The organism is Pseudomonas sp. MWU13-2517 (assembly GCF_023242545.1).
GTDB lineage: Bacteria > Pseudomonadota > Gammaproteobacteria > Pseudomonadales > Pseudomonadaceae > Aquipseudomonas.
The window spans coordinates 90,123-115,403 of the sequence record NZ_JALMFA010000019.1 but is presented as its reverse complement, the minus strand read 5'-3'; the positions used below and the strand labels follow the sequence as shown (position 1 = coordinate 115,403).

The 25,281-nt window shown below is 60.5% G+C and carries 24 protein-coding genes; 9 read left to right on the top strand and 15 right to left on the bottom strand.

What is annotated here, in order from left to right; translation table 11 throughout:
* Window positions 1-54: 54 nt before the first annotated feature.
* Both M5B97_RS24410 and M5B97_RS24405 read left to right on the top strand, forming a co-directional pair.
* Window positions 55-618 carry a DUF2780 domain-containing protein gene (locus M5B97_RS24410; RefSeq protein WP_123717265.1) on the top strand — a complete coding sequence of 188 codons (564 nt, stop codon included), beginning with the start codon at window positions 55-57 and terminating at the stop codon, window positions 616-618.
* Between the two features lie 144 nt (window positions 619-762).
* Entirely contained in the window at window positions 763-1,134 is a 372-nt protein-coding gene (locus tag M5B97_RS24405; RefSeq protein WP_248732925.1) for a hypothetical protein, read from the top strand.
* 8 nt (window positions 1,135-1,142) lie between these two features.
* Here M5B97_RS24405 and M5B97_RS24400 read toward each other — a convergent pair whose 3' ends face one another.
* Window positions 1,143-2,024 (bottom strand): acyltransferase, encoded by an 882-nt coding sequence (locus M5B97_RS24400; protein ID WP_248732924.1) that lies wholly within the window; start codon window positions 2,022-2,024, stop codon window positions 1,143-1,145.
* Between the two features lie 172 nt (window positions 2,025-2,196).
* Here M5B97_RS24400 and M5B97_RS24395 point away from each other — a divergent pair, with 172 nt between their 5' ends.
* Genes M5B97_RS24395 through creD form a run of 4 tightly spaced genes read left to right on the top strand, consistent with a single transcriptional unit; the run spans window position 2,197 to window position 6,239 of the window.
* Complete coding sequence (locus M5B97_RS24395) at window positions 2,197-2,697, top strand: ATP-dependent zinc protease (protein ID WP_123717268.1); 501 nt, start codon at window positions 2,197-2,199, stop codon at window positions 2,695-2,697.
* 8 nt (window positions 2,698-2,705) lie between these two features.
* Complete coding sequence (gene creB, locus M5B97_RS24390; protein ID WP_248732923.1) at window positions 2,706-3,374, top strand: two-component system response regulator CreB; 669 nt, start codon at window positions 2,706-2,708, stop codon at window positions 3,372-3,374.
* Window positions 3,374-4,813: a two-component system sensor histidine kinase CreC gene (creC, locus tag M5B97_RS24385; protein ID WP_248732922.1), complete on the top strand. Its 1,440-nt coding sequence runs from the start codon at window positions 3,374-3,376 to the stop codon at window positions 4,811-4,813. The genes creB and creC overlap by 1 nt, the downstream gene beginning before the upstream one ends.
* Before the next feature lie 52 nt (window positions 4,814-4,865).
* Window positions 4,866-6,239, top strand: a complete 1,374-nt coding sequence (gene creD / locus M5B97_RS24380) for a cell envelope integrity protein CreD (RefSeq protein ID WP_248732921.1) — start codon at window positions 4,866-4,868, stop codon at window positions 6,237-6,239.
* An 84-nt stretch (window positions 6,240-6,323) separates the two neighbouring features.
* On the opposite strand, the gene M5B97_RS24375 is transcribed toward creD, so the two are convergent.
* From M5B97_RS24375 to M5B97_RS24340, 8 genes are all read right to left on the bottom strand, one after another.
* Entirely contained in the window at window positions 6,324-6,953 is a 630-nt protein-coding gene (locus M5B97_RS24375) for a glutathione S-transferase (protein ID WP_248732920.1), read from the bottom strand.
* Window positions 6,954-6,988: 35 nt separating this feature from the next.
* Window positions 6,989-7,165 (bottom strand): DUF4175 domain-containing protein, encoded by a 177-nt coding sequence (locus tag M5B97_RS24370; protein WP_148046912.1) that lies wholly within the window; start codon window positions 7,163-7,165, stop codon window positions 6,989-6,991.
* Complete coding sequence (locus M5B97_RS24365) at window positions 7,162-8,265, bottom strand: PepSY-associated TM helix domain-containing protein (protein WP_248732919.1); 1,104 nt, start codon at window positions 8,263-8,265, stop codon at window positions 7,162-7,164. The genes M5B97_RS24370 and M5B97_RS24365 overlap by 4 nt, the downstream gene beginning before the upstream one ends.
* A 62-nt stretch (window positions 8,266-8,327) precedes the next feature.
* The gene (locus M5B97_RS24360) at window positions 8,328-10,757 is read right to left on the bottom strand and encodes a TonB-dependent siderophore receptor (protein ID WP_248732918.1); all 2,430 of its coding nucleotides are present in this window, start codon (window positions 10,755-10,757) and stop codon (window positions 8,328-8,330) included.
* A 150-nt stretch (window positions 10,758-10,907) separates the two neighbouring features.
* Window positions 10,908-11,870: a FecR family protein gene (locus M5B97_RS24355; protein WP_248732917.1), complete on the bottom strand. Its 963-nt coding sequence runs from the start codon at window positions 11,868-11,870 to the stop codon at window positions 10,908-10,910.
* Window positions 11,867-12,385, bottom strand: coding sequence for an RNA polymerase sigma factor (locus M5B97_RS24350; protein ID WP_123717276.1), 519 nt, complete (start codon window positions 12,383-12,385; stop codon window positions 11,867-11,869). The genes M5B97_RS24355 and M5B97_RS24350 overlap by 4 nt, the downstream gene beginning before the upstream one ends.
* A gap of 100 nt (window positions 12,386-12,485) precedes the next feature.
* Window positions 12,486-13,193 carry a 3'-5' exonuclease gene (locus M5B97_RS24345; RefSeq protein ID WP_248732916.1) on the bottom strand — a complete coding sequence of 236 codons (708 nt, stop codon included), beginning with the start codon at window positions 13,191-13,193 and terminating at the stop codon, window positions 12,486-12,488.
* Window positions 13,190-15,112 (bottom strand): putative nucleotidyltransferase substrate binding domain-containing protein, encoded by a 1,923-nt coding sequence (locus M5B97_RS24340; protein WP_248732915.1) that lies wholly within the window; start codon window positions 15,110-15,112, stop codon window positions 13,190-13,192. Before M5B97_RS24340 ends, M5B97_RS24345 begins: the two co-directional genes overlap by 4 nt.
* Window positions 15,113-15,356: 244 nt before the next feature.
* On the opposite strand from M5B97_RS24340, the gene M5B97_RS24335 reads away from it, so the two are divergent.
* Both M5B97_RS24335 and M5B97_RS24330 read left to right on the top strand, forming a co-directional pair.
* The gene (locus tag M5B97_RS24335) at window positions 15,357-15,803 is read left to right on the top strand and encodes a response regulator (protein WP_123717279.1); all 447 of its coding nucleotides are present in this window, start codon (window positions 15,357-15,359) and stop codon (window positions 15,801-15,803) included.
* Window positions 15,804-15,932: 129 nt separating this feature from the next.
* Window positions 15,933-16,361 carry a hypothetical protein gene (locus tag M5B97_RS24330; protein WP_248732914.1) on the top strand — a complete coding sequence of 143 codons (429 nt, stop codon included), beginning with the start codon at window positions 15,933-15,935 and terminating at the stop codon, window positions 16,359-16,361.
* 62 nt (window positions 16,362-16,423) lie between these two features.
* Here the strand turns inward: M5B97_RS24330 and M5B97_RS24325 are convergent, their stop codons facing one another.
* The gene (locus tag M5B97_RS24325) at window positions 16,424-18,601 is read right to left on the bottom strand and encodes a malate synthase G (protein WP_248732913.1); all 2,178 of its coding nucleotides are present in this window, start codon (window positions 18,599-18,601) and stop codon (window positions 16,424-16,426) included.
* Window positions 18,602-18,868: 267 nt separating this feature from the next.
* Here M5B97_RS24325 and M5B97_RS24320 point away from each other — a divergent pair, with 267 nt between their 5' ends.
* Window positions 18,869-19,381: an ACT domain-containing protein gene (locus M5B97_RS24320; RefSeq protein WP_248732912.1), complete on the top strand. Its 513-nt coding sequence runs from the start codon at window positions 18,869-18,871 to the stop codon at window positions 19,379-19,381.
* 223 nt (window positions 19,382-19,604) lie between these two features.
* Here the strand turns inward: M5B97_RS24320 and rarD are convergent, their stop codons facing one another.
* From rarD to M5B97_RS24295, 5 genes are all read right to left on the bottom strand, one after another.
* A complete protein-coding gene (rarD, locus tag M5B97_RS24315) occupies window positions 19,605-20,489 on the bottom strand; it encodes an EamA family transporter RarD (RefSeq protein WP_134659035.1) in 885 nt (294 codons plus the stop codon).
* Between the two features lie 109 nt (window positions 20,490-20,598).
* Window positions 20,599-21,573 (bottom strand): serine/threonine protein kinase, encoded by a 975-nt coding sequence (locus M5B97_RS24310; protein ID WP_123717284.1) that lies wholly within the window; start codon window positions 21,571-21,573, stop codon window positions 20,599-20,601.
* Window positions 21,574-21,714: 141 nt separating this feature from the next.
* Entirely contained in the window at window positions 21,715-23,613 is a 1,899-nt protein-coding gene (locus M5B97_RS24305) for a PhoX family phosphatase (RefSeq protein WP_248732911.1), read from the bottom strand.
* 81 nt (window positions 23,614-23,694) lie between these two features.
* Entirely contained in the window at window positions 23,695-24,459 is a 765-nt protein-coding gene (locus M5B97_RS24300) for a TOBE domain-containing protein (protein ID WP_248732910.1), read from the bottom strand.
* A 57-nt stretch (window positions 24,460-24,516) separates the two neighbouring features.
* Window positions 24,517-25,254 carry a ComF family protein gene (locus M5B97_RS24295; protein WP_248732909.1) on the bottom strand — a complete coding sequence of 246 codons (738 nt, stop codon included), beginning with the start codon at window positions 25,252-25,254 and terminating at the stop codon, window positions 24,517-24,519.
* Between the last annotated feature and the right edge of the window lie 27 nt (window positions 25,255-25,281).

The window sequence follows — 25,281 nt, the reverse complement described above, 5'->3', positions numbered from 1 at the left end:
AGGGATGTCAGTCAAACGCCTGCTTTTTAGCTCATACATTCTGAGGTTGTCTTGATGAAGATTTCACGCGGTTTTGCCCTGTCATGCCTGTTGACCGTGGCTGCCAGCCCGGTGTTTGCCGCAGGTTTCAGCTTGGGCGACGTGGCCAACGCCGTTTCCGGCGCCCAGGGCAACAATAAGGCGGCTGCCGCAGCGCCAAGCTCCCAGACCGCCGGCCTGCTGCAGGCGCTGACCTCGCAACTGAACGTCACCCCGGAACAAGCGATCGGCGGTACCGGCGCCATGCTGGGCCTGGCCAAGAATCAACTGAGCAGCACTGACTATTCGCAGCTGGGCAAGAGCGTTCCAGGCCTGGATAAGCTGTCGGGCACCAACTCCCTGGGCAGCCTGGGCGCCTTGAGCGGCATGCTCGGCCAGAGCGGCGGCAGCAAGACCAGCGGCCTGGATGGCCTGCTGGGTAATGTGAAAAACACCAACGACCTGAACACCGCATTCAGCGCCCTGGGTATGGACAGTGGAATGGTCGGCCAGTTTGCGCCGGTGATCCTCAAATACCTGGGCGACCAAGGCGTGGGCGGTTCCTTGCTGCAAAGCCTGGGCAGTGTCTGGGGGAGTTGACGCGACCCGATCCGAAGAATTTTGAGAATGTTGTGCAACATTTTTCGTTGAACCGTATGGGATGTTTTACCACCCAGGGAGACCGTTCCGGCGCGTAGCGTTGCCGGAGCGGATTCTTCAATCCATTCAGGTAGAACATTTCATATGAACATTATTCATGCATCGAGCCTCAATGACGCCTTCCGACTGATCGCCAGCGGCGCCGCTGCTGCATCCGGGCCAGGCAAAGCAAGTTATCAATGTACACAGGAACACGCGGATGCTGTTGCCAAGCAAGACACGATGGTTCGCAGGTACCACCATCCCCTGGGGCAGCGCTTGAGCGACACCCCTTCAGCGGATGAGCTGGCACAGGCCGTGCGGGGCGCCGGGCTTCAAGTGGACATTGACAAGCGTCTATCGGATGAAGAGTTGATTGCTTCATCAACCCCTGAGTTTATTCATCCCAGTAAGCTGACTGAAACGCCTGCATCCCTTGGCCTGATGATGCTGGAGAAAAGGCTGCTTCTCCAGTAAGGCGCAGCTTAATCCGATAACAGCTGTTGTATGCGCTGGTCCTTCTCCTTCCAGAGCTGGTTCACCCAGTTCTGGACGGTCTGGCGAAAGGCCGGATCGTTCTCGTAATCCCCCTGCCACAACGCCGGGTCCAGTTCACGGGTGCGGATATCGATGATCACTTTCGGCACCGCGCCGCTGATCAAATCCCAGAATCCCGGAATCTTCTGCTGCGGATAGACCACCGTCACGTCGAGGATCGCGTCCAGCTGTTCGCCCATGGCCGCCAATACAAATGCCACGCCGCCCGCCTTGGGCTTGAGCAGCCGCGTGAAGGGCGAATCCTGCTGCTTGTGTTTGGCCTCGCTGAAGCGCGTACCTTCCAGGTAGTTGACCACCGTCACCGGCTGGCGCTTGAACAGTTCGCAAGCCTGCCGGGTGATCTTCAAGTCCTGCCCCGCCAATTCAGGGTGCTTGGCCAGGAACGCCTTGGTGTAGCGTTTCATGAACGGGTAATCCAGCGCCCACCAGGCCAGCCCCAGGAAGGGTACCCAGACCAGTTCTTTTTTAAGGAAGAACTTGAAGAACGGCGTGCGTCGGTTCAACGCCTGGATCAGCGCCGGGATATCGACCCAGGATTGATGGTTGCCGATGACCAGGTAGGAGGTGTCACCGCGCAGGTCATCACCGCCGCGAATGTCCCATTGGGTCGGGATGCACAGCGAAAAGATCAGTTTGTCGATCTCGGCCCAGGTTTCGGCAATCCACATCACCGCCCATGAGGCGTAGTCGCGAAAGCGACCGGGGGCCACCAGTTTGAGCAGGGCAAACACCATCAACGGTCCGAACAGCACCAGGGTGTTGAGCAATAACAGCAGTGTGACAAAACAGCCGGTGAGCAGGCGGCGCATAAGCAACTCTTGGAATTGTCTGGGCGGGCCATGATAAGCAAGCTGAGTCTAGAGGCCAAATCGCATCTTGCCGGACGAATGTTTCACAATGTGCCGGGTATGGTTGAGCGAGCTAACTCAGCAGCACTTTTGCGGTCTAGAATCCGCCTACTTCTTTCGAGGAAATCATTCCGTGAAACTGCTCCTTGCCTCGCTCGCCCTGGTCGCCTTGCCTGTCATGGCCGCCGAACCGACCCTCTACGGTCGTTACGAATACATTCAGTTGCCGGAGATCGGCCAAACCTTCAAGGCCAAGATGGACACCGGTGCACTGACCGCGTCGCTGTCGGCGCGCAACATCGAAACCTTCCAGCGTGACGGCGACGACTGGGTACGCTTCCGCCTCGGTGGCAAGGAGGCGAGCGACAAGGTGTTTGAACACAAGGTGTCGCGTATCAGCAAGATCAAAAGTCGCGCCGATGAGGACGAGGACAAGGACGACGCCACAGTGGCCAAGCGCCCGGTCATCGACCTGGAGATGTGCCTGGGCAACGTCAAGCGCACGGTCGAGGTCAACCTCACCGACCGCAGCAGCTTCAATTACCCGCTGTTGATCGGTGCCAAGGCGTTGCGTGAATTCGGCGCAGCGGTAAACCCGGCCCGCCGTTACACTGCCGACAAACCCGACTGCTGATCGAGCCCATGCCGCACATCCTGATTGTCGAAGACGAAGCGGCGATTGCCGATACGCTGATATTCGCCTTGCAAGGCGAGGGCTTCGGCACCACGTGGCTGAGTCTTGGCCAGGAGGCGTTGGCTTATCAACGCCAGACCCCGGCGGACCTGATCATCCTCGACATCGGGCTGCCGGACATCAGTGGCTTTGAAACCTGCAAGCAACTGCGCCGCTTCACGGAAGTGCCGGTGATGTTTCTAAGTGCCCGGGATGGTGAAATCGACCGAGTGGTGGGGCTGGAGATCGGTGCCGACGATTATGTGGTCAAGCCGTTCAGCCCTCGGGAAGTGGCTGCGCGGGTCAAGGCGATTCTCAAACGGGTCGGCCCCAGCGTGGCGCCGACTTCATTCCAGGTGGACCTGGAGCGCATGCAGATTCAGTATCGCGGCCAGCCGCTAAGCCTGACTCGGCACGAGTTTCGCCTCTTGCACAGCCTTCTGGAGCAGCCCGAACGCGTCTTCAGCCGCGAGCAGTTGCTCGATGCAGTGGGTGTAGCCGCCGATGCCGGCTACGAGCGCAATATCGACAGCCATATCAAAAGCCTGCGTAGCAAGCTGCGCGGCATCGCGGCGGATGCTGAACCGATCCAGACCCATCGTGGCCTGGGCTACAGCTACAGTCCGGGCCATAGCTGATGCGCCTGGGGCTGCGGATCTTCCTGGTGTACGCCTTGTTCATCGGACTGACCGGTTATTTCGTGCTCAACACGGTGATGAAGGAAATCCGCCCCGGCGTGCGACAGTCCACCGAAGAGACCCTGGTGGACACCGCCAACCTGCTGGCCGAGATCCTGCGCGATGACGTCAGGAACGGCACTCTCGGCGAGAGCCATTGGCCGCAGTTACTCCAGGCCTACGGCAATCGCCAGCCGGGCGCGACCATCTGGGGGCTGCCGAAGAATCAGGTCAACCACCGCATTTACGTAACCGACGCCAAGGGCATCGTGCTGCTCGACTCCAGCGGCGAAGCGGTGGGCCAGGATTATTCGCAATGGAACGATGTGTACCTGACCTTGCGCGGTGAATACGGCGCCCGCTCCACCCGTAGCACGCCGGACGATCCGACGTCCTCGGTGATGCACGTCGGGGCGCCGATCCGCGACAACGGTCAGATCATCGGCGTGGTCACCGTGGCCAAGCCCAACAGCTCGTTGCAGCCCTATGTCGACCGCACCGAACGGCGCCTGCTGTGGTACGGCGCCGGGTTGGTGGTGCTGGGCCTGTTGCTCGGGGCTGTGTTGTCGTGGTGGCTAAGCGTCGCCCTGCGCCGTTTGACGGCTTACGCAGAGGCCGTCAGCGAGGGGCGGCGTGCCGAGTTGCCGCATTACCGCGGCGGTGAACTCAAGCAGCTGTCCACGGCGGTGGAGCACATGCGCACGCAGTTGGAAGGCAAGGCCTACGTCGAACATTACGTACACACCTTGACCCACGAATTGAAAAGCCCCTTGGCGGCGATACGCGGTGCGGCGGAGTTGCTGCAGGGCGATATGACCCGCGAGCAACAGCAGCGCTTCGTGGGCAATATCGACAGTGAAAGTGCACGCCTGCAGCAACTGATCGAACGGCTGCTGAACCTGGCACAAGTCGAGCAACGCCAGGGTCTGGAAGAACAGGCAAGCATCGCGCTGGCAGCGATTGTCGACGAGGTGCTCAAGGCGCAATGCGCGCGCATCGAAGGCGCGGGTTTGCGTATCGAGCAACTGATTGGCGCAGAAGTGAGGGTGTACGGCGAACCTTTCCTGTTACGCCAGGCCCTGGGCAATCTGCTGGATAACGCTTTGGACTTCACGCCACCCGGTGGCGCCCTGCGATTCAGCGCACAGACACTGCACAACGACGTGCAGGTGAGCCTGTTCAACCAGGCGGCGCCCATTCCCGAGTATGCGCTGCCACGTTTGAGCGAACGCTTTTACTCACTGCCACGCCCGGGCAGCGGGCGCAAAAGCACCGGCCTGGGGCTCAATTTTGTTGAGGAAGTGATGAAGTTGCACGGCGGCGCGTTGCAGATCGGCAATGTGCCGGGCGGTGTGCAGGTGGTGCTGCATCTCCACACAGTCTCCACATTGCCTACATAAATCTCCCACACGCGTAACGCAGTCTCTCCCCATCAAAAACAGGGAGAGCCCCATGAACCGCAGTCTGCTTTTCAAACTTGGCGCGATTGCGCTGCTGATGCTGTTGTTGCTGATTCCGCTGCTGATGATCAACGGCATTATCAGTGACCGCCAGCAGCTGCGCGACGGCGTATTGATGGACATCGCCCGCAGCTCCAGCTACAGCCAGCGCCTCACGGGGCCGGTAATGGTGGTGCCCTACCGCAAGACCGTGCGTGAGTGGAAGCTCAATGAAAAGCTCAATAAGCGCTACGAAGAAACCCGTGAGGAGCGCGGTCGTCTGTATTTCTTGCCGGATCGTTTCGAGCTCGACGGCAAGGTGCAGACCGAACTGCGTGCGCGAGGCATCTATCAGGCGCGGCTGTTCCATGCCGACAACCGTCTCAACGGGCGTTTCGAGCTGCCTGCACAACTGGGCATCACCGAGGATTTTGCCGATTACCGCTTTGAAGCGGCGTTTCTGGCGGTAGGTATCAGCGATATTCGCGGCATCGAAAACGCATTGAAGCTTGAGCTGGGTAACCAGCGCCTGGACTTCGAGCCTGGTTCACAAGTGGACTGGCTGGGGGAGGGCGTCCACGTGACGCTGCCGGCGCTGGACAGCAAAAAACCAAGCGTGGTGGATTTCGCTTTTGACCTGCGCCTGCAAGGTACCGAGCAATTGCAAGTGGTCCCGGTGGGCAAGGTCAGCCAAGTGTCCCTGGCTTCCAACTGGCCGCATCCGAGCTTTATCGGCAATTTCCTGCCGGCCCAGCGGGAGGTCACCGACAAGGGTTTCACCGCCAACTGGCAGACCTCTTTTTTTTCCACCAACCTTGAACAAGCCCTGCAAACCTGCCTGGATGGCCAGGGCTGTAACGACTTCAACAATCGCGGTTTCGGCGTGAACTTCATCGACCCGGTGGACCAGTACCTCAAGAGCGATCGCGCGATCAAATATGCACTGCTGTTTATCGCGCTGACGTTTGCCGGGTTCTTTCTGTTCGAAGTGCTCAAGAGCTTGGCCGTACACCCGGTGCAGTACGCGCTGGTGGGGTTTGCGCTGGCGTTCTTCTACCTGCTGTTGCTGTCGTTGTCCGAGCACATTGGCTTCGCCATGGCTTACCTCATCTCCGCCGGTGCCTGCGTGTCGTTGATCGGCTTCTATGTGTGCCACGTGCTGCGCAGTGTCACCCATGGCCTGGGCTTCTCGGCAGGGTTGGCGGCGTTGTATGGCTTGTTATATGGGCTGTTGAGTGCCGAGGATTACGCGTTGCTGATGGGCTCGCTGTTGCTGTTCGGGCTGTTGGGCACGGTGATGGTGCTGACGCGCAAATTGGACTGGTATGGCGTAGGCAAGCGTAAGCTCGTCGAGCCCTTGCAGTTTGACCTGGAGGCGGTGCAATGATCGGCTTGCGTGAGGATCAGCACATCAAGGCGCAGTTGGTGGCGAGGATCATGGCCTTTCTTCCCCCGCCACCTGAGCCCAGGGTCAAACCGGTGGCTGCGTCTCCAACATTGAAGGCCGCTGGCTGACTTCGGCGTACCAGGCGCCAAGCTGCGGGTTGTCGTGGCGCCATTGCAGGTCAGGGTGACGGAAGTCGAGGTAACCCAGGGCGCAGGCCACACTGATGGCGGCGATGTCGAAGTGGCTGGTCAGTTCGGCGATGGCATGCGCTTCAAGTTCGGCGAGGGTGCGGCGGATCTTGTTGCGCTGTTCGTCGAGCCACTGGTCCCAGTGCTTTTCCGCCGGCCGCATGGCGGTCTCGTAGCGCACCAGCACGGCGGCATCCATGATGCCGTCGGCCATCGAGGCCAGTGTCAGGCGGCGCCACCGGGCGGAACCGTCGCGTGGGATCAGCGGGGTGCCGACGTGCTGGTGGTCGAAGTAGTCGAGGATCACCCGGCTGTCGTGCAGTACCGTGCCATCGGCCAGGCGCAGGGCCGGGATCTTGCCCACCGGGTTATCTTGCACCAACTGCGTATCCGGGTTGACCGGTGTCGGCATGCTGCCTTGCAGCGTGACACGGTCCTGCTGGCCGGTTTCAGCCAACAGCACGCGAACCTTACGAACGAAGGGCGACGCGGGGTTGTGGAACAAAGTCATGCTGGGAGCGGACATGGGCATTCCTCAAGAAAGGGCCGGGATAATCTATCTCACCGCTTGAGCAAGGCCCAAGTGCCAATTGCAGCGGGAATGCCCAACCCGACCCAACTGAGCGAATCCCACAGCCCATTCCCGAGCAGCGCCGCAAACAACCCGGCTGCGCTGAGCAGGCCGATCCCCAGCGGAAGGCCAAACACCTTCCAGAAATTCGACTGACGCGGCTTCATGCCTTACCCGCCTTGCGCCGTACGACCCACAGGTACACCCCGCTGCCCAGCACGATGATCGTCAGCACATCCAGCACTGCCCAGAGGATCTTCATCGGCATGCCGCCGTAATCACCGAAGTGCAGCGGTTGGGACAGGCCCATGGCGTCCATGTACCACGGCCGTTCGGCAATGGCGGTGACGGCCAGGGTGCTGGCGTCGATCAGCACCGGCGTGAGCAGGTGGGACGTCAGGTGTGTGCTGCCTTTCATGAACACCGCGTAATGGTGCTCGCTGGAAAAGCGTGTGCCGGGGAAAGCGATGAAGTCCGGTTCCATGCCGGGCGCGGCCTTGGCGGCAATCGCCAGCAGCTCCGTGGCCGGCGCACGTTGGGTCAACGGCGGGGCGTTTTTGTAAGGTTCGATCATCGCGCTGAGGCTGTCCTGGCGCCAGGCGGCGATGATCAGATCGGCGCAGGCGCTGATCACACCGGTCACGCCCACCACCAGCGCCCAGGTCAGGGTGACCACGCCGATCAGGTTATGCAGGTCCAGCCAGCGCAGGCGGGTGGACTTGTCGTTGCGCACGGTGGCGAACTTCAAGCGGCGCATGAACGGCAGGTACAACACCGTGCCTGAGACAATCGCCAGCACAAACAGCACGCCCATGAATGCCAAGAGCAACTTGCCCGGCAGGCCGGCGAACATGTCCACATGCAGGCGCAGCAGGAACAACGTCAGCCCGCCGTTGGCCGCCGGGGTTTCCACGGCTTCACCGGTGCGGGCGTCGAGCATGAAGGTGTGGGACGAATTGGGCTCGGTGCCGGCGGTGGCGGCCATGATCGCAATCACGCCGTTCTTGTCGTCTTCGTCCCATGCCAGGTATTGCATGGCTTCGCCGGGGCGATGGGCCTGGGCCTTCGCCACCAGTTGCTGCAGATTCAGTTGGGGCGTATCGGCAGGCAGCTGCGCCAGTGTGGGCTCGTTGCCCAGCAGGTGGTCTATCTCATGGTGAAACACCAGCGGCAGGCCGGTGAGGGCGAGCAGCAACAGGAATACCGTGCAGATCAGGCTGGTCCAGGTGTGGATGAAGGACCAGCGGCGGATGGTTTTGCTTTTCATTTTCTAGCCTTCAGACACGCCCAAGCCGCCCCGAAGGACGGCCTGGTGGTTAACTCAGCCGATTACCATTGGTAGGTGGCACTGGCGACGACGCTGCGTTGGTCGCCGAAGTAGCAGTAGGAGGCGTCACAGGTGGAGATGTAGTCCTTGTTGAACAGGTTGGTGGCGTTCAATTTCAGCGAGGCGCCTTTGAGGCTGTTGTCCAGGCGGCCCAAGTCGTAATGCACGGTGCCGTCGAACACGGTGTAGGCGTTGGCCTTGCCCAGCCAGGTATTGGCCTGGTCGCCGTAAGTGTTGCCGGTGTAGCGGGCACCCAAGCCGACGCCGAAACCGTCGAGCACGCCGGTGTGCCAGGTGTAGTCGGTCCACAGGGAGGCTTGCTGGTTTGGCATCAGTTGCAGGCGGTTGCCTTTGAAGTTGCCCTTCTGTACTTCGGATTTGGCCAAGGTGTACGCGGCGATCACTTTGAGGTTCTCGGTGACGTCAGACACGGCTTCCAGCTCCAGGCCTTTGACTTTCACCTCGCCGGTCTGGTCTGTGACCGATTGGCCACCGGCCCCGGTGCTGGCGACCAGCACGTTTTTCTGGGTCAGGTCGTAGACTGCGGCGCTCAATAAGGTGTTGGAGCCCGGAGGCTGATACTTGATCCCCAGCTCCCATTGCTTACCTTCCGTGGGTTTGTACGACTGCAGTGGGTCGACGCTGGCGTTGCTCGCCGGTTGGAAGGATTCGGCGTATGACAGGTAAGGCACAAAGCCTGAGTCGAACACATAGCTCAGCGCCGCGTTACCGCTGAAGTTTTTGCTGCGGTCGGTATTGGTCGCATCGTTCTTGTTGAAATAGGTGGTGCCTTGGTGCACCCAATCTTCACGCCCGCCGAGGGTCAGGCGCCATTTGTCGAGGGCCATCTGGTCTTGCACGTAAAGGCCTGTCTGGACGGTTTTCTGGTTGTAGTCGTAGTACGCCGTTGAGCGCGCAGGGCGTTCCACCGGTTGGGTGTTGACCGGGTTGAAGATGTTGACGGTCCCGGCGGAGCCATAAATCGACAGATAGGACGTGTCGGTACGTTGATGGTCCAGGCCGAGCAGCAGGGTGTGGGTGACGTCGCCTGTGGCGAAATCGGCCTGGAAGTTGTTGTCGACCGCGAATTGGCCGATGTTCTCGTCAACGTTGGTTGAGGTACGGCCGATATTGCCAGCGGCATCAACCGGGAAATAGCTAAAGGCACCCACGGTCAATTGCTGGAACGCCAATTCCGACTTGGTGTAACGCAGGTTCTGCTTGAACTGCCAGGTATCGTTGAAGCGGTGCTCGAACGCATAGCCCAGCGCGTAGTAAGTGCGGTCGTAGAATTCGTAGTCCGGGTCGCCCAGGTTCTTGTGATGTGACACGTCCCCCAGCGGCGATTTGATCTTGGTGCCTACGATCGGCAGAAACTGGCTGGTGGCGCCGGTATCGTCGCGGGTGAACTGCGAGAGCAAGGTCAGCTTGGTGTCGCTGTCGATGTTCCAGGTCAGGCTTGGCGCAATGTTGTAGCGCTGGTTGTCGATATGGTCGACCTGGGTGCCGGCATCGCGCACCACGCCGCTGAGGCCATAGAGGAACTGGCCTTCATCATCGGTCTTGCCGGTGCTGGCGAAGTTGATCTGGCGGTAGTTGTCGCTGCCGTATTGCACTTGGATGGCGTTGCTCGACTCCGCACTGGGGCGGCGGCTGACCATGTCCAACAGGCCGCCCGGCGGGGTTTGGCCATACACCGATGACGCCGGACCGCGCAGCAGTGCGAGGCGGTCGAGGTTCCAGGTTTCGGCTTTCGGGTTGGCGTAGACGCCACGCGGCAATGGCAGGCCGTCGAGGAATTGGGTGGGTTCGAAACCGCGTACGCGCATCCAGTCATAACGGGTGTCGCTGCCGTAGCTGGCGGACACGATGCCGGGCATGTACTTGACGGCGTCATCCAGGTTCTGGACGTTGCGATCCTGCATCTGCTCGCGGGTAGCCACGGAGATCGAGCGCGGGGCTTCGACCAGTGCGGTATCGGTCTTGGTACCGGCGGCGGTACGCGTCGCCAGATAGCCTGTCACGGGCCCCCATGCACTTTCGGTGTCGCCTTGCGCGATGATGCTGGTCTGCGGCAACGCCACGACGCCTTCCGGAACCGGTACCAACGTAAATGTCCCCGCGCTGCTTTGCTCCAGCTGCAACCCGGTGCCACGCAACGCCTCACGCAACGCGCCCTGTGCATCGAACTGGCCTTTGACCGGCGCCGAGGTCTTGCCCGACGCCAGCGTCGGGTTGAGAGCCAGCGCCAGGCCCGCCTGGCTGGCGATCTGGTTCAGGGTCGTGGCCAACGGCGCGGCCGGCAGGTTGTAGGCGCGAACGCTGGACGTTTGCTCGGCGGCGATCAGCGTGGTGCTGGCCAGCGGGGCGCTGAGGGCGATGGCCATGGCTAACAGGCTGGGGCGCAACAAGGTGTCTAGCGTGCGGGACATAGTTCGGCTCCTGAATGGAAATATTTCTCAATTGCCTAGGTGCCGAGCGAGATTCGAAAAGTGATAGGGCAGGATGAAAATATTTTTGCATCGAGCGCTTTGAGGGGGGCTTCAGCGTTTTATCGGGAGCAAGCCCAGTCACTGCCGAACTTAAGGCTTACTTCTCACCGTCACCCACCACGGTGTGCGCTGCTCAATTCGCACCGGCAACGTGGGCAACAGCGCATTGAGCGCCAGGGTGGTGTCGTGCAGCGGGAAGCTGCCGGTGATGCGCAGGTCGGCCACGTCTTTATCCACACCCAGGTGGCCGGTGCGGTAACGGCTCAACTCGTCGACCACATCGCTCAGGCGGGCGTTTTCCACCACCAGCATGCCGCGGGTCCAGGCGTCGCTGGCAGGGGGGACGGCAAGCAGCGGGCCGAGGCCATCGCTGTGCATCAGCACTTGCTGGCCCTCTTTGAAGATCTGTTCCTGGTGCAGCGCCTCGGGCTGGGCAGCCACGGCAGACTGCAACACGCTCAGGCGCGTAGCGCGGTCTTCGCGCCTGACGATAAACCGCGTGCCCAGTGCGCGCAGGCTGCCGTCGCGGGTTTGCACGTAGAATGGCCGGCCATCGTTGTGCCCCGTCTCGATCAGGATCTCGCCTTCCTGCAACACGATCAGCCGGCGTTTTTCATCGAAACGTACGTCTATGGCACTGTGGGTGTTGAGGTTGATCTGCGTGCCGTCCGCCAATTTCAGCGTGCGCTGCTCGCCGGTGGCGGTACGTTGGTCGGCCAACCAATAGTGGATGGGCACGTAGCGCTCACCGGCCAGCAACGCCAGGCCGCACACCAGCGCGATACTGGCGAGGCCGCTGCCCAGCTTGCGCATGCGCTGGCGAATACCTTCACGCGACTGCAACAACGCCGCCCGCGCCGGGCCCGACGCCACGCTGAAACGCTGGTCGAGCATGCCCAACTGGCGCCAGGCCCGCGCATGTTCTTCATCGCTGGCCAGCCACTTGGCAAATTCCTCCTGCTCCACCGCACTGCCGTCACCGGAATCGAGGGACAGTTGCCAGGCGATCGCCGCATCCAGCACGCGGGCCGAAACCGCTCGGGAACCTGTCACAGCGGCTCGCCATACAGTGCGATGTAGCACTGGCGAATGCCCTGGGCCAAGTACTGGCGCACGCGGGGCACCGACACCCCGAGGCGCCGGGCGATTTCTGCGTGGCCCAGGCCGTCGAGGCGGCTATAGAGGAAGGCGGCGCGGGCCTTGCTCGACAGCTTGCCGAGCAGGCGGTCGATGGCTTTGAGGTCTTCGAGGATCATGTGCTGCTCTTCCGGCGAAGGGTGTTCGCTTTCCGGGATCAGCATCAGTTCGTTGAGATAGGCCTGTTCCAGCGCCGCGCGACGGAAGTAGTCGAACAGCAAACCTTTGGCGATTGCCACCAGAAACGCCCGTGGCTCACGGGGTTCGCGCAACTCGTCACGCCCCAGCAGGCGTATGAACGTGTCCTGGCTGAGGTCTTCGGCGCGGCTCGGGCAGGCCACGTTGCGTCGCAACCACGCCAACAGCCAGCCACGATGGTCGCGATACAACGCGCCAACCAGCTCACTATGTGGGTTTGGGACCGACGACAAGGCATCACCGAATAAACAAGAAGTTTAAACTAACGAGAATTATTCGCGATTGTGTCAGAGACGTCGGGCAGGTGCAATTGGCGTCCGTCGGGCGGTGCTATTAAAACGATGGCGCTTGTTTACGCCGTTTCCATTGGCTCAAGCGTTCTTGCAGCTGCTGCGGTGAGTCGATTTGTTGCTGGCGTGCGCGGCTGAACAGAATAAGCATCAGCTCCGCCGTGGCCAATGCATCGGCGCTGGCGTGATGGCGCTCGCCCACTTGCAGGTGGAAGTGGTTGATCCAGTCATCGAGCCCGGCTTCGCGAATATTTGCGTCGGGGCATAGCAGCGGGGCAATGTCGGCGACGTCGAGAAACGGATGGGCCAGGCGATAGCCCAGGCTGTCCTTGAGCGCCCGGCACAGCATGTGTTGATCGAAGGGGGCGTGGAAAGCCAGCAGGGGGCTGTCGCCGACGAACGCCATAAAGTCCAGCAACGCGTCGACGGGGTCGCTGCCGGCGGCGATCGCGCTAGGCCCCAGGCCGTGGATCAGCACGCTGGGGCTGAGTTTGGTCGCGGTGCGTTGCAGGGTGCGCTCGAACAGCTGCGAGAAGTCCACCGCGCCGTCCTCAATCACCACGGCGCCGATCGACAGTACCTGGTCACGGTTGAGGTTCAGGCCGCTGGTTTCCAGGTCCACCACCACCCAACGCTGGCTGCGCAGGGGGCCGTCGCCCAGTACCACGGCTTTGGGCAGTTGCTCCAGGCGCTGCTGTTGTGCCGCGTCGAGCCCGGGTTTTTTCGGGCGTAGCCAACCGAGCCAGTTCACAGCTGGTACCGCACGGTCAGGCTGCTTTGCAGGCGTTGAGCCTGACGCAGAGATTCACGCAGGATGCGCCGGTCCAGGTGGTTGAGGCTGTCGGGGTCGACGCGGTTGGAGTACGGCAGGTTCTCGCGGGTTTGCAACTGGTGCTGCTGCATGCGGGTTTGCTGGATAAAGTGATACGCCTCTTCATAGGCGGCGCCGTCAAGCGCTTCGATGACGTCCTTGAGCACCAGTTGGCGCAGACGCTCCAGGGTGTTATTGGCGTGAATACCATTGGCCAGGGCCAACAGGCGCGCGCCATCGACAAAGGGGGTCAGGCCTTGCACCTTGAGATCGAGCGTGGCTTTTTCGCCGCCTTTGCGCGTCAGCACAAACTCTCGGAAACGCCCGACTGGCGGACGCTGGCGCAGGGCGTTCTCGGCCAGCATGCGTTGGAACAGCCGGTTATCCGCAACCTGATCCAGAATGCCCTGGCGCAGTTGTTCGCAACCGCGCTCATCGCCCCACACCACCCGCAGGTCGAAATAGATACTCGACCCCAGCAGATTCTCCGGCGTCGCCTCGCGTATGAACGCTGCGAAGCGCCGCGCCCATTCGGCCCGTGACAGGCACAGTTCCGGGTTGCCGGCCATGATATTGCCCTTGCACAGGCTGAAGCCGCACAACGCCAGGCTCTGGTTGATCTGCTGTGCCAAGGGCAACAACCGCGCCCGGATCGATGCGGCTTCGGCGGCGTCCCTGGCCTCGAACAAAATACCGTTGTCCTGGTCGGTGAACAGTGTCTGTTCACGGCGACCTTCGCTGCCGAAACACAACCAACTGAATGGCACGCCCGGGTCGCCTTTTTCGGCAAGCGTCAGTTCGATCACCCGGCACACGGTGTGATCGTTGAGTAAGGTAATGATGTGGGTGATCTGGGTAGAAGAGGCGCCGTGGGCCAGCATGCGCTCGACCAACTGGCCGATCTCGCCGCGAAGCGCCACCAGGTTTTCCACGCGGGGCGCATTGCGGATGGTGCGCGCCAGGTGCACCAGATCGACCCGTTGCAGGGAAAACAGATCTCGCTCGGACACCACGCCACACAGGCGCTGGTCTTTGACCAGGCACACATGGGCGATGTGCCGTTCGGTCATGGCGATGGCGGCGTCAAAGGCGCTGTGGTCCGGGCTCAGGAAGAACGGCGCCTGGGTCATATGGCCTTCTATGGCCCGGTTGAAATCGCTCGTGCCGTCGGCCACCACCTGGCGCAAGTCGCGCAGGGTGAAAATCCCCAGGGGCGCTTTATGTTCATCCACGATCACGATGCTGCCCACTTGCTGCTCGTGCATCAGCGTCACCGCCTCGCGCAGCGGCGTGTACGGAGAGCAGGTGACCGGGTGGCGCATAGCCAACTCACCAAGACGGGTGTTCAGCGAATATTGAGTGCCGAGGGTTTCCACGGCTTTTTGCTGGACTTGTTGATTGACCTGATCCAGCAGGCTGCTGACCCCGCGCAGGGAAAAGTCGCGAAACGGGCTGGAAAGCGCGAACAGCTTGATAAAGGCCGGTTTGTTCAGTTGCAGGCAGAAGGTGTCTTCGGCGGCCTTGTGTTCGGTACGTGTGGCCCGTTCACCGAGCAGGGCGGCGAGGGGGAAGCACTCGCCGGTGGTGATTTCGAAGGTGGTTTCGGTGCTGTCCGGTCGCTCGCCCACGACGCGACCCTGCTTGACGATATAAAAGTGTTCAACCGGGCCGCCTGACGGTTTCAGGATGCTGTCGCCGGGGGCATAGAAGCGCAATTGGCATTGTTCAACCAAAAATGCCAGGTGGGCATTTTCCATCTGGTTGAACGGGGGAAAGCGTTGCAGGAATTGCAGGGTGCCGTGGATGTTCTGCAACACGGCGGTTTTTCCCGCCTGCGTGAAAGCATCAGCTTTACTCATAACAGTGACCGCAGTTTTTTGTCGTTATCGTCCTTCATGGTCAACTCCCGTGCCGCGGGTGCCCATTGGACGTAAGTCTAGGTAGCGGCTAAACGATTCATGACTAGGGAAAAACCTTACAAGCTATCGTGCAAAACCCGTAGAACACCCACTAGGCAAACTTTCCGACGAAGTGCACATTGTTCTCCCCTCAGCAGATGTCTGACGAGTGTGCTGGGAGATGATGAGAACTGCTGAGAGATGTATGACCGACCACGATATTCTGAGCGATGCCGAGCGTGAGGCGCTGAGCGCCGTGATGCTGGAACCTGATTTACCGCCACAACGTGTGCTGATTGTTGACGACGACAAAGACGCGCGTGAGTTGCTGGCGGAAATTCTGGGTCTGAATGGTATTCGCTGCTTGACCGCGGAGAGTGGCGAGGCAGCATGGGATTTGCTCAACACCAACAGCTCCATCGGTTTGTTGATCACCGACTTGCGCATGGCACCTAGCAATGGCCTGGAACTGATCCGTCAGGTACGCGAATCCTCCCGGGCGGCGTTGCCCATCATCATCATGTCGGGGGACGCTGAAGCCCCCGATGTGATCGATGCCATGCATTTGAGCGTGGTGGACTTCCTGCTCAAGCCGATTGATAGCGTGAAGCTGGCGAAGTTGGTGAAGCGGGAGTTGGGGATGGTGCAGTAATACCGGTTATCGGCTTGATGATCCTACTGTCATTTATGACAGTAGGCGTGCCTGCGTAACTGCTGTTTAGTGGTCTGAGGGGCGGTCATGACGGCCACCTCATTAAACCCATGAACAGGAGTTATTTTTATGAGCAAGTCTTATTTTGAAGTGGACGAAGATGCACTTCAGGCGGCTAAAGCCAGGATGGTATCGGGAGACGCCCAGATCTTGGTATTACGTGACAATACCGCGCGTTTCTTTACAACAGGAGAGACGATCGGGTACTTGTCCTGGACCGGTATCCTGGGAGAGTGGCCTGAACGCATACAAACCGATTATGGTCACGATGTGCCCGCAGGCTTGCATACCTTTCCCGTCGCCGGGTTCAGACGTATCACCTACACGGACCCCGATGGGACGCTTTTTTATGAAGCGACAGCAGGGGAAATCCTGTTGGAGGTCGAGCGTCCATTTGGAACAGAATTTACGCACAGGGGCATTCTATTGAACGTGCGCTTGGAGTCCGGGGACAAGAAAGTGGCGCTCAACGGTACGTTCAGATGTACTTCAAATTAACCTTTGCCACACAAAGAAGCCCTGTTCTTTCGAGACAGGGCTTCTTTGGTTTTCACGGGTATTTAAAGCCCGTTTTTAGCCTTGAACTCCCGACGCCGACGGTGCAATACCGGCTCGGTATATCCATTCGGCTGCTTGGTGCCTTCAATCACTAACTCCACCGCTGCCTGGAACGCGATGTTGCTGTCGAAATCCGGCGCCAGTGGGCGGTACAGCGCATCCCCGGCGTTCTGACGGTCCACCACCGGCGCCATGCGCTTGAGGCTTTCCAGCACCTGGGCTTCAGTGACGATGCCATGGCGCAACCAGTTGGCGATGTGCTGGCTGGAGATACGCAGGGTGGCGCGGTCTTCCATCAGGCCCACATCGTTGATGTCCGGCACTTTCGAACAGCCAACACCCTGGTCGATCCAGCGGACCACATAACCCAGGATGCCCTGGGCGTTGTTGTCCAGTTCGTTGCGGATCTCTTCGTCAGACCAGTCGGTGTTGGTCGCCAGAGGAATGGTCAGGATATCGTCCACCGAAGCGCGCTCGCGTTTGGCCAGTTCGGCCTGACGCGCGAACACATCAACTTTGTGGTAGTGCAGGGCGTGCAGTGCTGCCGCGGTAGGCGACGGCACCCAGGCGGTGTTGGCGCCTGCCAGTGGATGGGCGATTTTCTGTTCGAGCATTGCCGCCATCAGGTCGGGCATGGCCCACATGCCTTTACCGATCTGCGCACGACCTTGCAGGCCGGTGCTCAGGCCGATATCGACGTTCCAGTTTTCATAAGCGCCAATCCATTTTTCCGCCTTCATGGCCGCCTTGCGCACCATCGCGCCGGCTTCCATGGAGGTGTGGATTTCATCGCCGGTACGGTCTAGGAAGCCGGTGTTGATGAACACCACGCGCTCGCTGGCCGCCTTGATGCAGGCTTTGAGGTTGACCGTGGTGCGGCGCTCCTCGTCCATGATCCCGACTTTGAGGGTGTTGCGCGGCAGGTTCAGCACCTCTTCGATGCGGCCAAACAGCTCGTTGGTAAACGCGGCTTCTTCCGGGCCGTGCATCTTCGGTTTCACGATGTATACGGAACCGGTGCGGCTGTTCTTGCGACTGCTGTTGCCGTTGAGGCTGTGGATCGCCGCCAGGCTGGTGATCAGCCCGTCGAGGATGCCTTCCGGCACTTCATTGCCGGCTTTGTCGAGAATCGCGTCGATGGTCATCAGGTGGCCGACGTTGCGCACGAACAGCAGCGAACGGCCGTGCAGGGTTACGTCCTGGCCATCTACACCGGTATAAACGCGGTCAGCGTTCATGGTGCGGGTGAAGGTCTTGCCGCCCTTGGCCACTTCTTCGGCCAGGTCGCCTTTCATCAGGCCGAGCCAGTTGCGGTAGATCACCACTTTGTCATCGGCATCGACGGCGGCGACGGAGTCTTCGCAGTCCATGATGGTGGTCAGCGCCGCTTCCATCAGCACGTCTTTGACGCCGGCGGCGTCGGTCTGGCCGACTGGCGTGCTGGCGTCGATCTGGATCTCGAAGTGCAGGCCGTTATGCTTGAGCAGCACGGCAATCGGCTGGGCGCTGTCGCCCTGGAAGCCGATCAGTTGCGAGTCGTCGCGCAGGCCGCTGTTGCTGCCGCCCTTGAGGCTGACGATCAGCTTGCCATCGACGATCTTGTAGCCGGTGGAGTCGACGTGGCTGCCCGCCGAGAGCGGTGCGGCTTCGTCGAGGAAGGCGCGAGCGAAGGCAATTACCTTGTCGCCCCGTACTTTGTTGTAGCCCTGGCCCTTCTCGGCGCCATTGGCTTCGCTGATGGCGTCGGTGCCATACAGCGCGTCATACAGCGAGCCCCAACGCGCATTGGAGGCGTTGAGGGCAAAGCGGGCGTTCATCACCGGCACGACCAGCTGTGGGCCGGCCATGCGCGCGATTTCGTCATCGACGTTTTGGGTCGTGGCCTGGAAATCTGCGGCTTCTGGCAGCAGGTATCCGATGTCTTGCAGGAAGGCTTTGTAAGCCACCGGGTCGTGGGCCTGGCCGGCATGGGTCTGGTGCCAGGTATCGATCCGCGCTTGGAAATCGTCGCGTTTGGCGAGTAGGGCTTTGTTCTTCGGTGCCAGGTCATGGATAACCTTGTCGGCGCCGGCCCAGAACTGGTCGGCAGTGATGCCGGTACCGGGAATGGCTTCGTTGTTCACGAAGTCGAACAGGACTTTGGCGACCTGCAGGCCACCGACTTGAACGTGTTCAGTCATTGCTTGCCTCACTCTGCGGAGCTTATGCGCTTTTTCAGATTTTCATTATGTAGTGCACAGGTTTGCATACTACATGATGACTTGCGGTTGTGAAAATTAGACTAAATACGTCGTTTAGCGACCCACTTTGGTCGTACGGTCACAGCGGAGAATGAGATGTTCTCAAAAAACTATTGGATTGTTCCAGATAAATATAAAAATGGTACACGATTTGTTTTCGAGGGCGCCTGCGTCCACCTTGTAGGTTGAATTCCAGAGGGCTTCGCCATGGACCATCTTGTACTCACAATTATCGCCGCCGACAAACCCGGCGTCGTTGAACGCATCGCGCATAACATCGCCACCCACGGTGGCAGCTGGCAGGAAAGCCGAATGGCGCATATGGCCGGGCAATTCGCCGGCATCCTGCGGGTCAGTGTGCCTGCTGAGAATCGTCAGAACCTGGTGAATGCGCTGGACGACTTATCCACACACGGCATTCGCGTGCTGGTGGGGGAGGGCAGCAGCGGGCAGGCCTCTACATCCAAGTCGATCGTGATGACGTTGGTGGGTAATGATCGCTCGGGCATTGTGCGCGAGATCACGGCGTTGTTGAGTAAGCAGGGCGTGAACCTGGAGAGCCTGAGCACGGATGTACGCCCGGCCCCCATGAGCGGCGACCCATTGTTCACTGCCGAGGCGTTATTGCAGGTGCCGTCGACATTGTCCCTGGACACGTTGCAGGAGTCGTTGGAAACCTTGGCGGATGACTTGATGGTGGAACTGCACAACGAGGAATGATCCACCCACAAGGTTATGCATGGAAATCTTGCATGGGCCTGTGGATAACCTGTAGAGACTCGAGGCCAGGCCGCGCTGGCCGTGCTTCTCCGCTACTTGAGCAAAAAACGAGCAGTTTCAAGGGCTTGTGCACAAATGGCGGGGATCAGCTTGTGGATAACCTTGGGGTGGATGCCTGCAAGCCACGTGCACTGTGGCTTGCAGGGATTTGTACGTTATTTGATCAGCGTTTGCGCACGCTCATCCAGGCATCCAGGCTGTACACCACCAGCCCCGCCCAGATAAAGGCGAAGGCAATCAGGGTGCTGGGTGCCAGGTGTTCGCCGAACAGCAGCACGGCTTCCAGCAGCACCAGTGTGGGTGCCACGTACTGTAAAAAGCCCAGTGCGGTGTAGGGCAAATGCCTTGCGGCAGCGTTGAAACATACCAGCGGGATCAGCGTCACCGGGCCGGCGGCTACCAGCCACCAGGCTTCGGAAGTGCCCCAGAACTCAAGCTGAGCACTGTGGGCCGAAGGGTTGAACAGCAGCCATGCGATGGCGATCGGCACCAGCATCCACGTCTCCACCACCAGCCCGGGCAACGCTTTGACAGGTGCCTGTTTGCGGATCAGCCCGTAGAAGCCAAAGGTCAGCGCCAGCGCCAGCGACACCCACGGCAAACTGCCCACCTGCCATACCTGTTGCGCCACACCCGCCGCCGCCAGCCCGACGGCGACCCATTGCAGGCGGCGCAGGCGCTCGCCGAGGATCAGCATGCCCAACAGTACATTCACCAGCGGGTTGATGTAGTAACCCAGGCTCGCTTCCAGCATGCGTCCGCTGTTCACCGACCACACATAGGTCAGCCAATTGGCTGCAATCAATGAACCACTGAGTGCCAGGATGGCCAGTCGCTTGGGATTGTCACGCAGCTCGCGGAACCAGCCCGGGTGTTTCCACACCATCAACAGCAAGCCGCCGAACAGCGCCGACCACAACACGCGGTGCACGATGATTTCGGCGGCGGGTACGCTGGCGATGGCTTTGAAGTAGAGCGGAAACAGACCCCAGATGACATAGGCGCTCAGGCCCAGGATGTACCCCTTGCGGGGGTTGGCGGCTTGCATTGCAAAATCCTTGCTTAGGCAACTGACAAAGGCGTGATTGTAAGGATATTTGTCAGCTGATGGGATTGGCCTTGCTTCATGTGAGGGGCTTGCCCCTCCCATAAAGTGGTCAGAACAGCTTCAAGGGTTCTTCGTTGAGGGCGGCCAGTTGTTCGCGCAACGCCAGCACCTGATCGCCCCAATACCGTTCGTTGCCAAACCAGGGGAAGCTGCGGGGGAACGCCGGGTCATCCCAGCGTCGCGCGAGCCAGGCGCTGTAATGCATCAGGCGCAGGGCGCGCAGGGGTTCGATCAGGGCCAGTTCCCGTGGGTCGAAGTCGTGGAATTCTTGGTAGCCGTCCATCAGTTCCGACAGCTGGCCCAGGCATTCATGGCGATCACCGGCGAGCATCATCCACAGGTCTTGCACTGCTGGGCCCATGCGACAGTCATCCAGGTCGACGATGTGGAACATCTCATCGCGGCACATCATGTTGCCGGGGTGGCAATCGCCGTGCATGCGGATGTTCGTGTGCGGTGTGGCCTTGTACACCTCTTCCACACGCTTGAGCAGGTCGCGGGCCACGGACTCGTAGGCCGGCAGCAGGCTCTTGGGAATGAAATTGCCTTCAAGCAGGGTGTTGAGGGAGTCCTGGCCGAAGTTCTTCACCCCTAGCGCCTCACGGTGTTCGAACGGACGGGTGGCGCCCACCGCGTGCAAACGGCCGAGCAGTTGCCCAAGGCGATAAAGTTGGTCGAGATTGCCTGGCTCCGGCGCCCGGCCGCCACGACGAGGGAACAGCGTGAAGCGGAAGCCCTGGTGTTCGAACAGGCTTTCGCCGTTGTGGATCAGCGGGGCTACCACCGGCACTTCGCACTCGGCCAGTTCGAAGGTGAAGCGGTGTTCTTCGAGAATCGCTTCGTTGGTCCAGCGCTGTGGTCGGTAGAACTTGGCGATCAGCGGCTCGGAGCCTTCGATACCCACCTGGTAGACGCGGTTTTCGTAGCTGTTGAGTGCCATTACGCGAGCATCGCTGAGGAAACCGATGCTTTCGACGGCGTCAAGAACCAGGTCAGGGGTGAGTGTTTCAAACGGATGGGCCATGCGAACTCCTGCGCGCAGCAGGGCGCCGCGTCCGGCCGGGTATGGTAACGCACCAGGCTTGAGATAGGGGCGCCTGTGCTATCGCTATCGGGAACAAGCCCTTTCCCACAGTTGGAGGGGGCTTGTTCCGATGGCATTTTATCAGGCGCCGATGATGCCGCCGTCATCCCGTCGAATTGCCATCACCGAAGACCTTGGCTTGCCATTCGGCAGGTGTTCCGGCCAGGTCGAACCGCCGGTTTCGCCCGGATGCTGGATGCCCACAAACAGCGTCTTCTGGTCTGGCGAGAAGCTGATCCCCGTCACTTCACACGCTACCGGCCCGACCATGAAACGGCGGATTTCTCCGGTGGCCGGATCGGCACACAGCATCTGGTTATTCCCCATGCCCGCGAAGTCGCCCGCGTTGCTGTAGTCGCCATCGGTCAGGATCCACAGGCGGCCGGCCTTGTCGAAACCGAGGCCGTCAGGGCTGTTGAACATGTTTTGTGGGTTGATGTTGGAGGAGCCGCCTTTTGGCGTACCGGCGTGTACGCCTGGGTTGCCGGCGACCACAAACAGGTCCCAGGTGAATTCACTGGCGCCGTGGTTATCCTTATCGGCTTTCCAGCGCAGGATCTGGCCGTAGACGTTTTTCTCCCGTGGGTTCGGCCCGCCCACCGGCTGGCCGTCTTCACCACGCTTGGCATTGTTGGTGAGCGTGCAATAGACCTGGCCGTCGGTGGGGCTGACCACGATCCACTCCGGGCGGTCCATGCGGGTTGCTTTCACCACACTGGCGGCCAGGCGTGCATGGATCAGTACCTCGGCCTGGCTGGCGAAACCGCTGCCGGCATCAATACCGTTTTTGCCATGGGTCAGCTCGACCCATTGGCCCTTGCCCTTGGGGTGGTCGGCGTTGCCATCGCCCGCGTCGAAGATCGCCACATACAAGGTGCCGTGGTCGAGCAGGTTTTTGTTGGCCTTGGGGTTGTGGTGGTTGATCGGGTCACGGCTGACGAATTTATAAATGAACTCGCCGCGCTCATCGTCGCCCATGTACACCACCGCGCGGCCGTCGCGGGTTTCCGCCAGCGCCGCGTTCTCGTGTTTGAAACGGCCCAGGGCAGTGCGCTTGACGGGAGTGGATTGCGGGTCGAACGGGTCGATTTCCACCACCCAGCCGTGACGGTTGAGCTCATTGGGGTTCTTGGCCATGTCGAAGCGCGGGTTATGCTGATGCCAGTTGATGTCTCTGCTGGCCGCTGTCACGCCATAGCGCTTTTGCCCGGCGTCGAAGTTTTGTTGTGGGTTGCTGCTGCCGAAGCAGTCGGTGAAGTTTTCTTCGCACGTCAGGTAAGTGCCCCACGGTGTCTTGCCGTTGGCGCAGTTCTGGAAGGTGCCGAGGGCTTTTTTACCGGACTTGTCGGCACTGGTTTTCAGCCAGGCATGACCCGCCGCCGGGCCGCTCAGGCGAATGGGCGAGTTGCCGTGGATGCGCCGGTTATAGCGCGAGTCCTGGACGAACTGCCAGGTGTCGCCTTTGCGCTGCACTTCGATGACCGACACGCCTTCGCTGGCCTGGGCCTTGCGCACATCTTCGGCCGATTGCGGCGCGCCGCCATGGGCGTAGAGGTAGCGATAGTTGGTGTACTCGTTGTTGATCGCCATGAGCGCACGGTTGTTGTCGCCGGGAAAGGCGAACAGGCTCATGCCATCATTGTTGTCACCGAACTGTTGCTCCTGGGCTTTGGCTGTACCGTTGCCGGACGGATCGAAAGCCGGGGCGTTCTTGTGCAACGGCTGGCCCCAGCTGATCAGCACCGAAGCGCTGTAGCCCGGCGGCAAGGTGATGGCATCGCTGCTGGCGGCGGCGATGCCGGTAAACCCCAGCAGCGGGCTGGCCGTGGTGGCGTTGACGGCCAGGGCGCTGCGGCTGAGCAGGTTGCCGCCCAGGAACATCGCGGCACCGCAGAGGGCACCGGCACCGATGAAGCGGCGGCGGGTGAGGCCGACCATCTGTTCTAGGTCGGTGGCTTGGTTTTCTTCTAATAGGCTCATTTCAGGCTCCCTCTGCGGTTTTTGCAGACACCTTAAGGAGCCCTCGTGACGAATTTGTTGCAGTTTGAAGGCGCGGGCGAGTTATACCGGCGTGCCGAGCAGTACATTGTTCGGGGCGAATTGCACCTGGATCGGCTGGCGCTCTCCGGCGCCCAACGCTTTGAGCGCGGCAGGCTGCGCCAGGGCGCATAACACAAAGCCGTTAGACAAGGTGATGCGCACTTCGCTGGGGCCGTCATCGGCGTCGAGAATCGTGTCGATAATACCGCTCATACAATTGTGTCCAGGTGTTGCAGCTTGCCCGACAGCGAGCACTTCCAGCCAACCGGCCTTGATCAGCGCGACCACTTCCACACCTACCTCAAGTTCCAGCCGCAGCGTGCTGTCGTGAGTGATTTGCGCGTCGAGACTCAAGCCCCCGGCCAGTTGCAGGCGAATTGAGTCGTTGCGGCCATGCTGTTCAATGGCGATCACCTGGCCATGCAACTGGTTACGTGCACTGGTGCGCAACATCAAGCGCCCCAACAGGTTGAAGTCGCTGGCATCTTCATCGGAGCCGAGCACTTCGGCCTGCAGCACCTGCAAGCGTTGGTAGAGGCGCAATACGCGCTCACCTTCGGCCGTCAACCTGGCACCCCCGCCGCCTTTGCCGCCGACGTTGCGTTCCACCAGCGGCTTTTGCGCCAGGTTGTTCAGTTCATCGATGGCGTCCCAGGCGGCCTTGTAGCTCAAGCCGGCGCTCTTGGCTGCACGGGTGATTGAGCCTTGCTCGGCGATATGCGCCAGCAAGGCAATGCGCTGGGGGCGGCGGACGATGTGTTGGCTGAGCAGGGTGGGTAGGGACATGGGCACACGCTTCGATGGAATGAGCGGACGTTGCCGCCGCGGCGCTTGGGAGTCAAGTTACGTACCCGGTCTCGGCGTTCGGGCCAGGCAATACACGTCGACCTGGCGTGCACCGGCGTCCATCAACAATTGTGCGAGGCTGTCAGCGGTAGCGCCGGTCGTCAGTACGTCGTCCACCAGCGCAAAATGCCGGCCCTGCACCTGGGCGCCAGCGGCCAAGGCAAAGGCGCGAAACAGGTTGCGCTTGCGGGCCTTGGCATCAAGTGCTTGTTGCGCCACGGTTTCATGGGGGCGCAATAACAGGTGTTCGTCACAGGCAAGGTCGAGGGCGTCACTGAGCCAGCGCGCCAGCATCAACGCCTGGTTGAAGCCGCGCTCGCGCAAGCGGTTCCGTGCCAGCGGCACCGGCAGCAGGCAGTCGGGGCGGGTCAGTTCAGCGTTGTCGAAACGATGCTGCAGGTGGTGTCCCAGCAGGCGCGCGAGCATATGACCCAGTGGCCATCGTGATTGATGCTTGAAGCGACTGATCAAGGTGTCGACCGGAAAACCATAGGCCCAGGGCGCAACCACCTGTTTAAACGCGGGCGGATGTTTCTGGCACTGTCCGCAGACCAGGCCCTCCATCGGCAGTGGCAACGCGCACACGTTGCACTGCTCCATCAGCCATGGCAGCTCGATTTCGCAGACGTTGCACACACAATCCCTTGATTCGGTAGCCTCATCGCAGATTAAACAGTTGTGTATGTTTTTTGACCAGATGTAAACCTTGTGTTTGTGGTCCGGTTGACAGTGCATGATTCTTCCTTAAATATGCCGAGCATC

Coding starts and splice junctions, on each gene's coding strand:
- M5B97_RS24410 (WP_123717265.1), top strand. CDS start 55: ATGAAGATTTCACGCGGTTTTGCCCTGTCATGCCTGTTGACCGTGGCT.
- M5B97_RS24405 (WP_248732925.1), top strand. CDS start 763: ATGAACATTATTCATGCATCGAGCCTCAATGACGCCTTCCGACTGATC.
- M5B97_RS24400 (WP_248732924.1), bottom strand. CDS start 2,024: ATGCGCCGCCTGCTCACCGGCTGTTTTGTCACACTGCTGTTATTGCTC.
- creB (WP_248732923.1), top strand. CDS start 2,706: ATGCCGCACATCCTGATTGTCGAAGACGAAGCGGCGATTGCCGATACG.
- creC (WP_248732922.1), top strand. CDS start 3,374: ATGCGCCTGGGGCTGCGGATCTTCCTGGTGTACGCCTTGTTCATCGGA.
- creD (WP_248732921.1), top strand. CDS start 4,866: ATGAACCGCAGTCTGCTTTTCAAACTTGGCGCGATTGCGCTGCTGATG.
- M5B97_RS24375 (WP_248732920.1), bottom strand. CDS start 6,953: ATGTCCGCTCCCAGCATGACTTTGTTCCACAACCCCGCGTCGCCCTTC.
- M5B97_RS24370 (WP_148046912.1), bottom strand. CDS start 7,165: ATGAAGCCGCGTCAGTCGAATTTCTGGAAGGTGTTTGGCCTTCCGCTG.
- M5B97_RS24365 (WP_248732919.1), bottom strand. CDS start 8,265: ATGAAAAGCAAAACCATCCGCCGCTGGTCCTTCATCCACACCTGGACC.
- M5B97_RS24360 (WP_248732918.1), bottom strand. CDS start 10,757: ATGTCCCGCACGCTAGACACCTTGTTGCGCCCCAGCCTGTTAGCCATG.
- M5B97_RS24340 (WP_248732915.1), bottom strand. CDS start 15,112: ATGAGTAAAGCTGATGCTTTCACGCAGGCGGGAAAAACCGCCGTGTTG.
- M5B97_RS24335 (WP_123717279.1), top strand. CDS start 15,357: ATGACCGACCACGATATTCTGAGCGATGCCGAGCGTGAGGCGCTGAGC.
- M5B97_RS24330 (WP_248732914.1), top strand. CDS start 15,933: ATGAGCAAGTCTTATTTTGAAGTGGACGAAGATGCACTTCAGGCGGCT.
- M5B97_RS24325 (WP_248732913.1), bottom strand. CDS start 18,601: ATGACTGAACACGTTCAAGTCGGTGGCCTGCAGGTCGCCAAAGTCCTG.
- M5B97_RS24320 (WP_248732912.1), top strand. CDS start 18,869: ATGGACCATCTTGTACTCACAATTATCGCCGCCGACAAACCCGGCGTC.
- rarD (WP_134659035.1), bottom strand. CDS start 20,489: ATGCAAGCCGCCAACCCCCGCAAGGGGTACATCCTGGGCCTGAGCGCC.
- M5B97_RS24310 (WP_123717284.1), bottom strand. CDS start 21,573: ATGGCCCATCCGTTTGAAACACTCACCCCTGACCTGGTTCTTGACGCC.
- M5B97_RS24305 (WP_248732911.1), bottom strand. CDS start 23,613: ATGAGCCTATTAGAAGAAAACCAAGCCACCGACCTAGAACAGATGGTC.
- M5B97_RS24300 (WP_248732910.1), bottom strand. CDS start 24,459: ATGTCCCTACCCACCCTGCTCAGCCAACACATCGTCCGCCGCCCCCAG.
- M5B97_RS24295 (WP_248732909.1), bottom strand. CDS start 25,254: ATGCACTGTCAACCGGACCACAAACACAAGGTTTACATCTGGTCAAAA.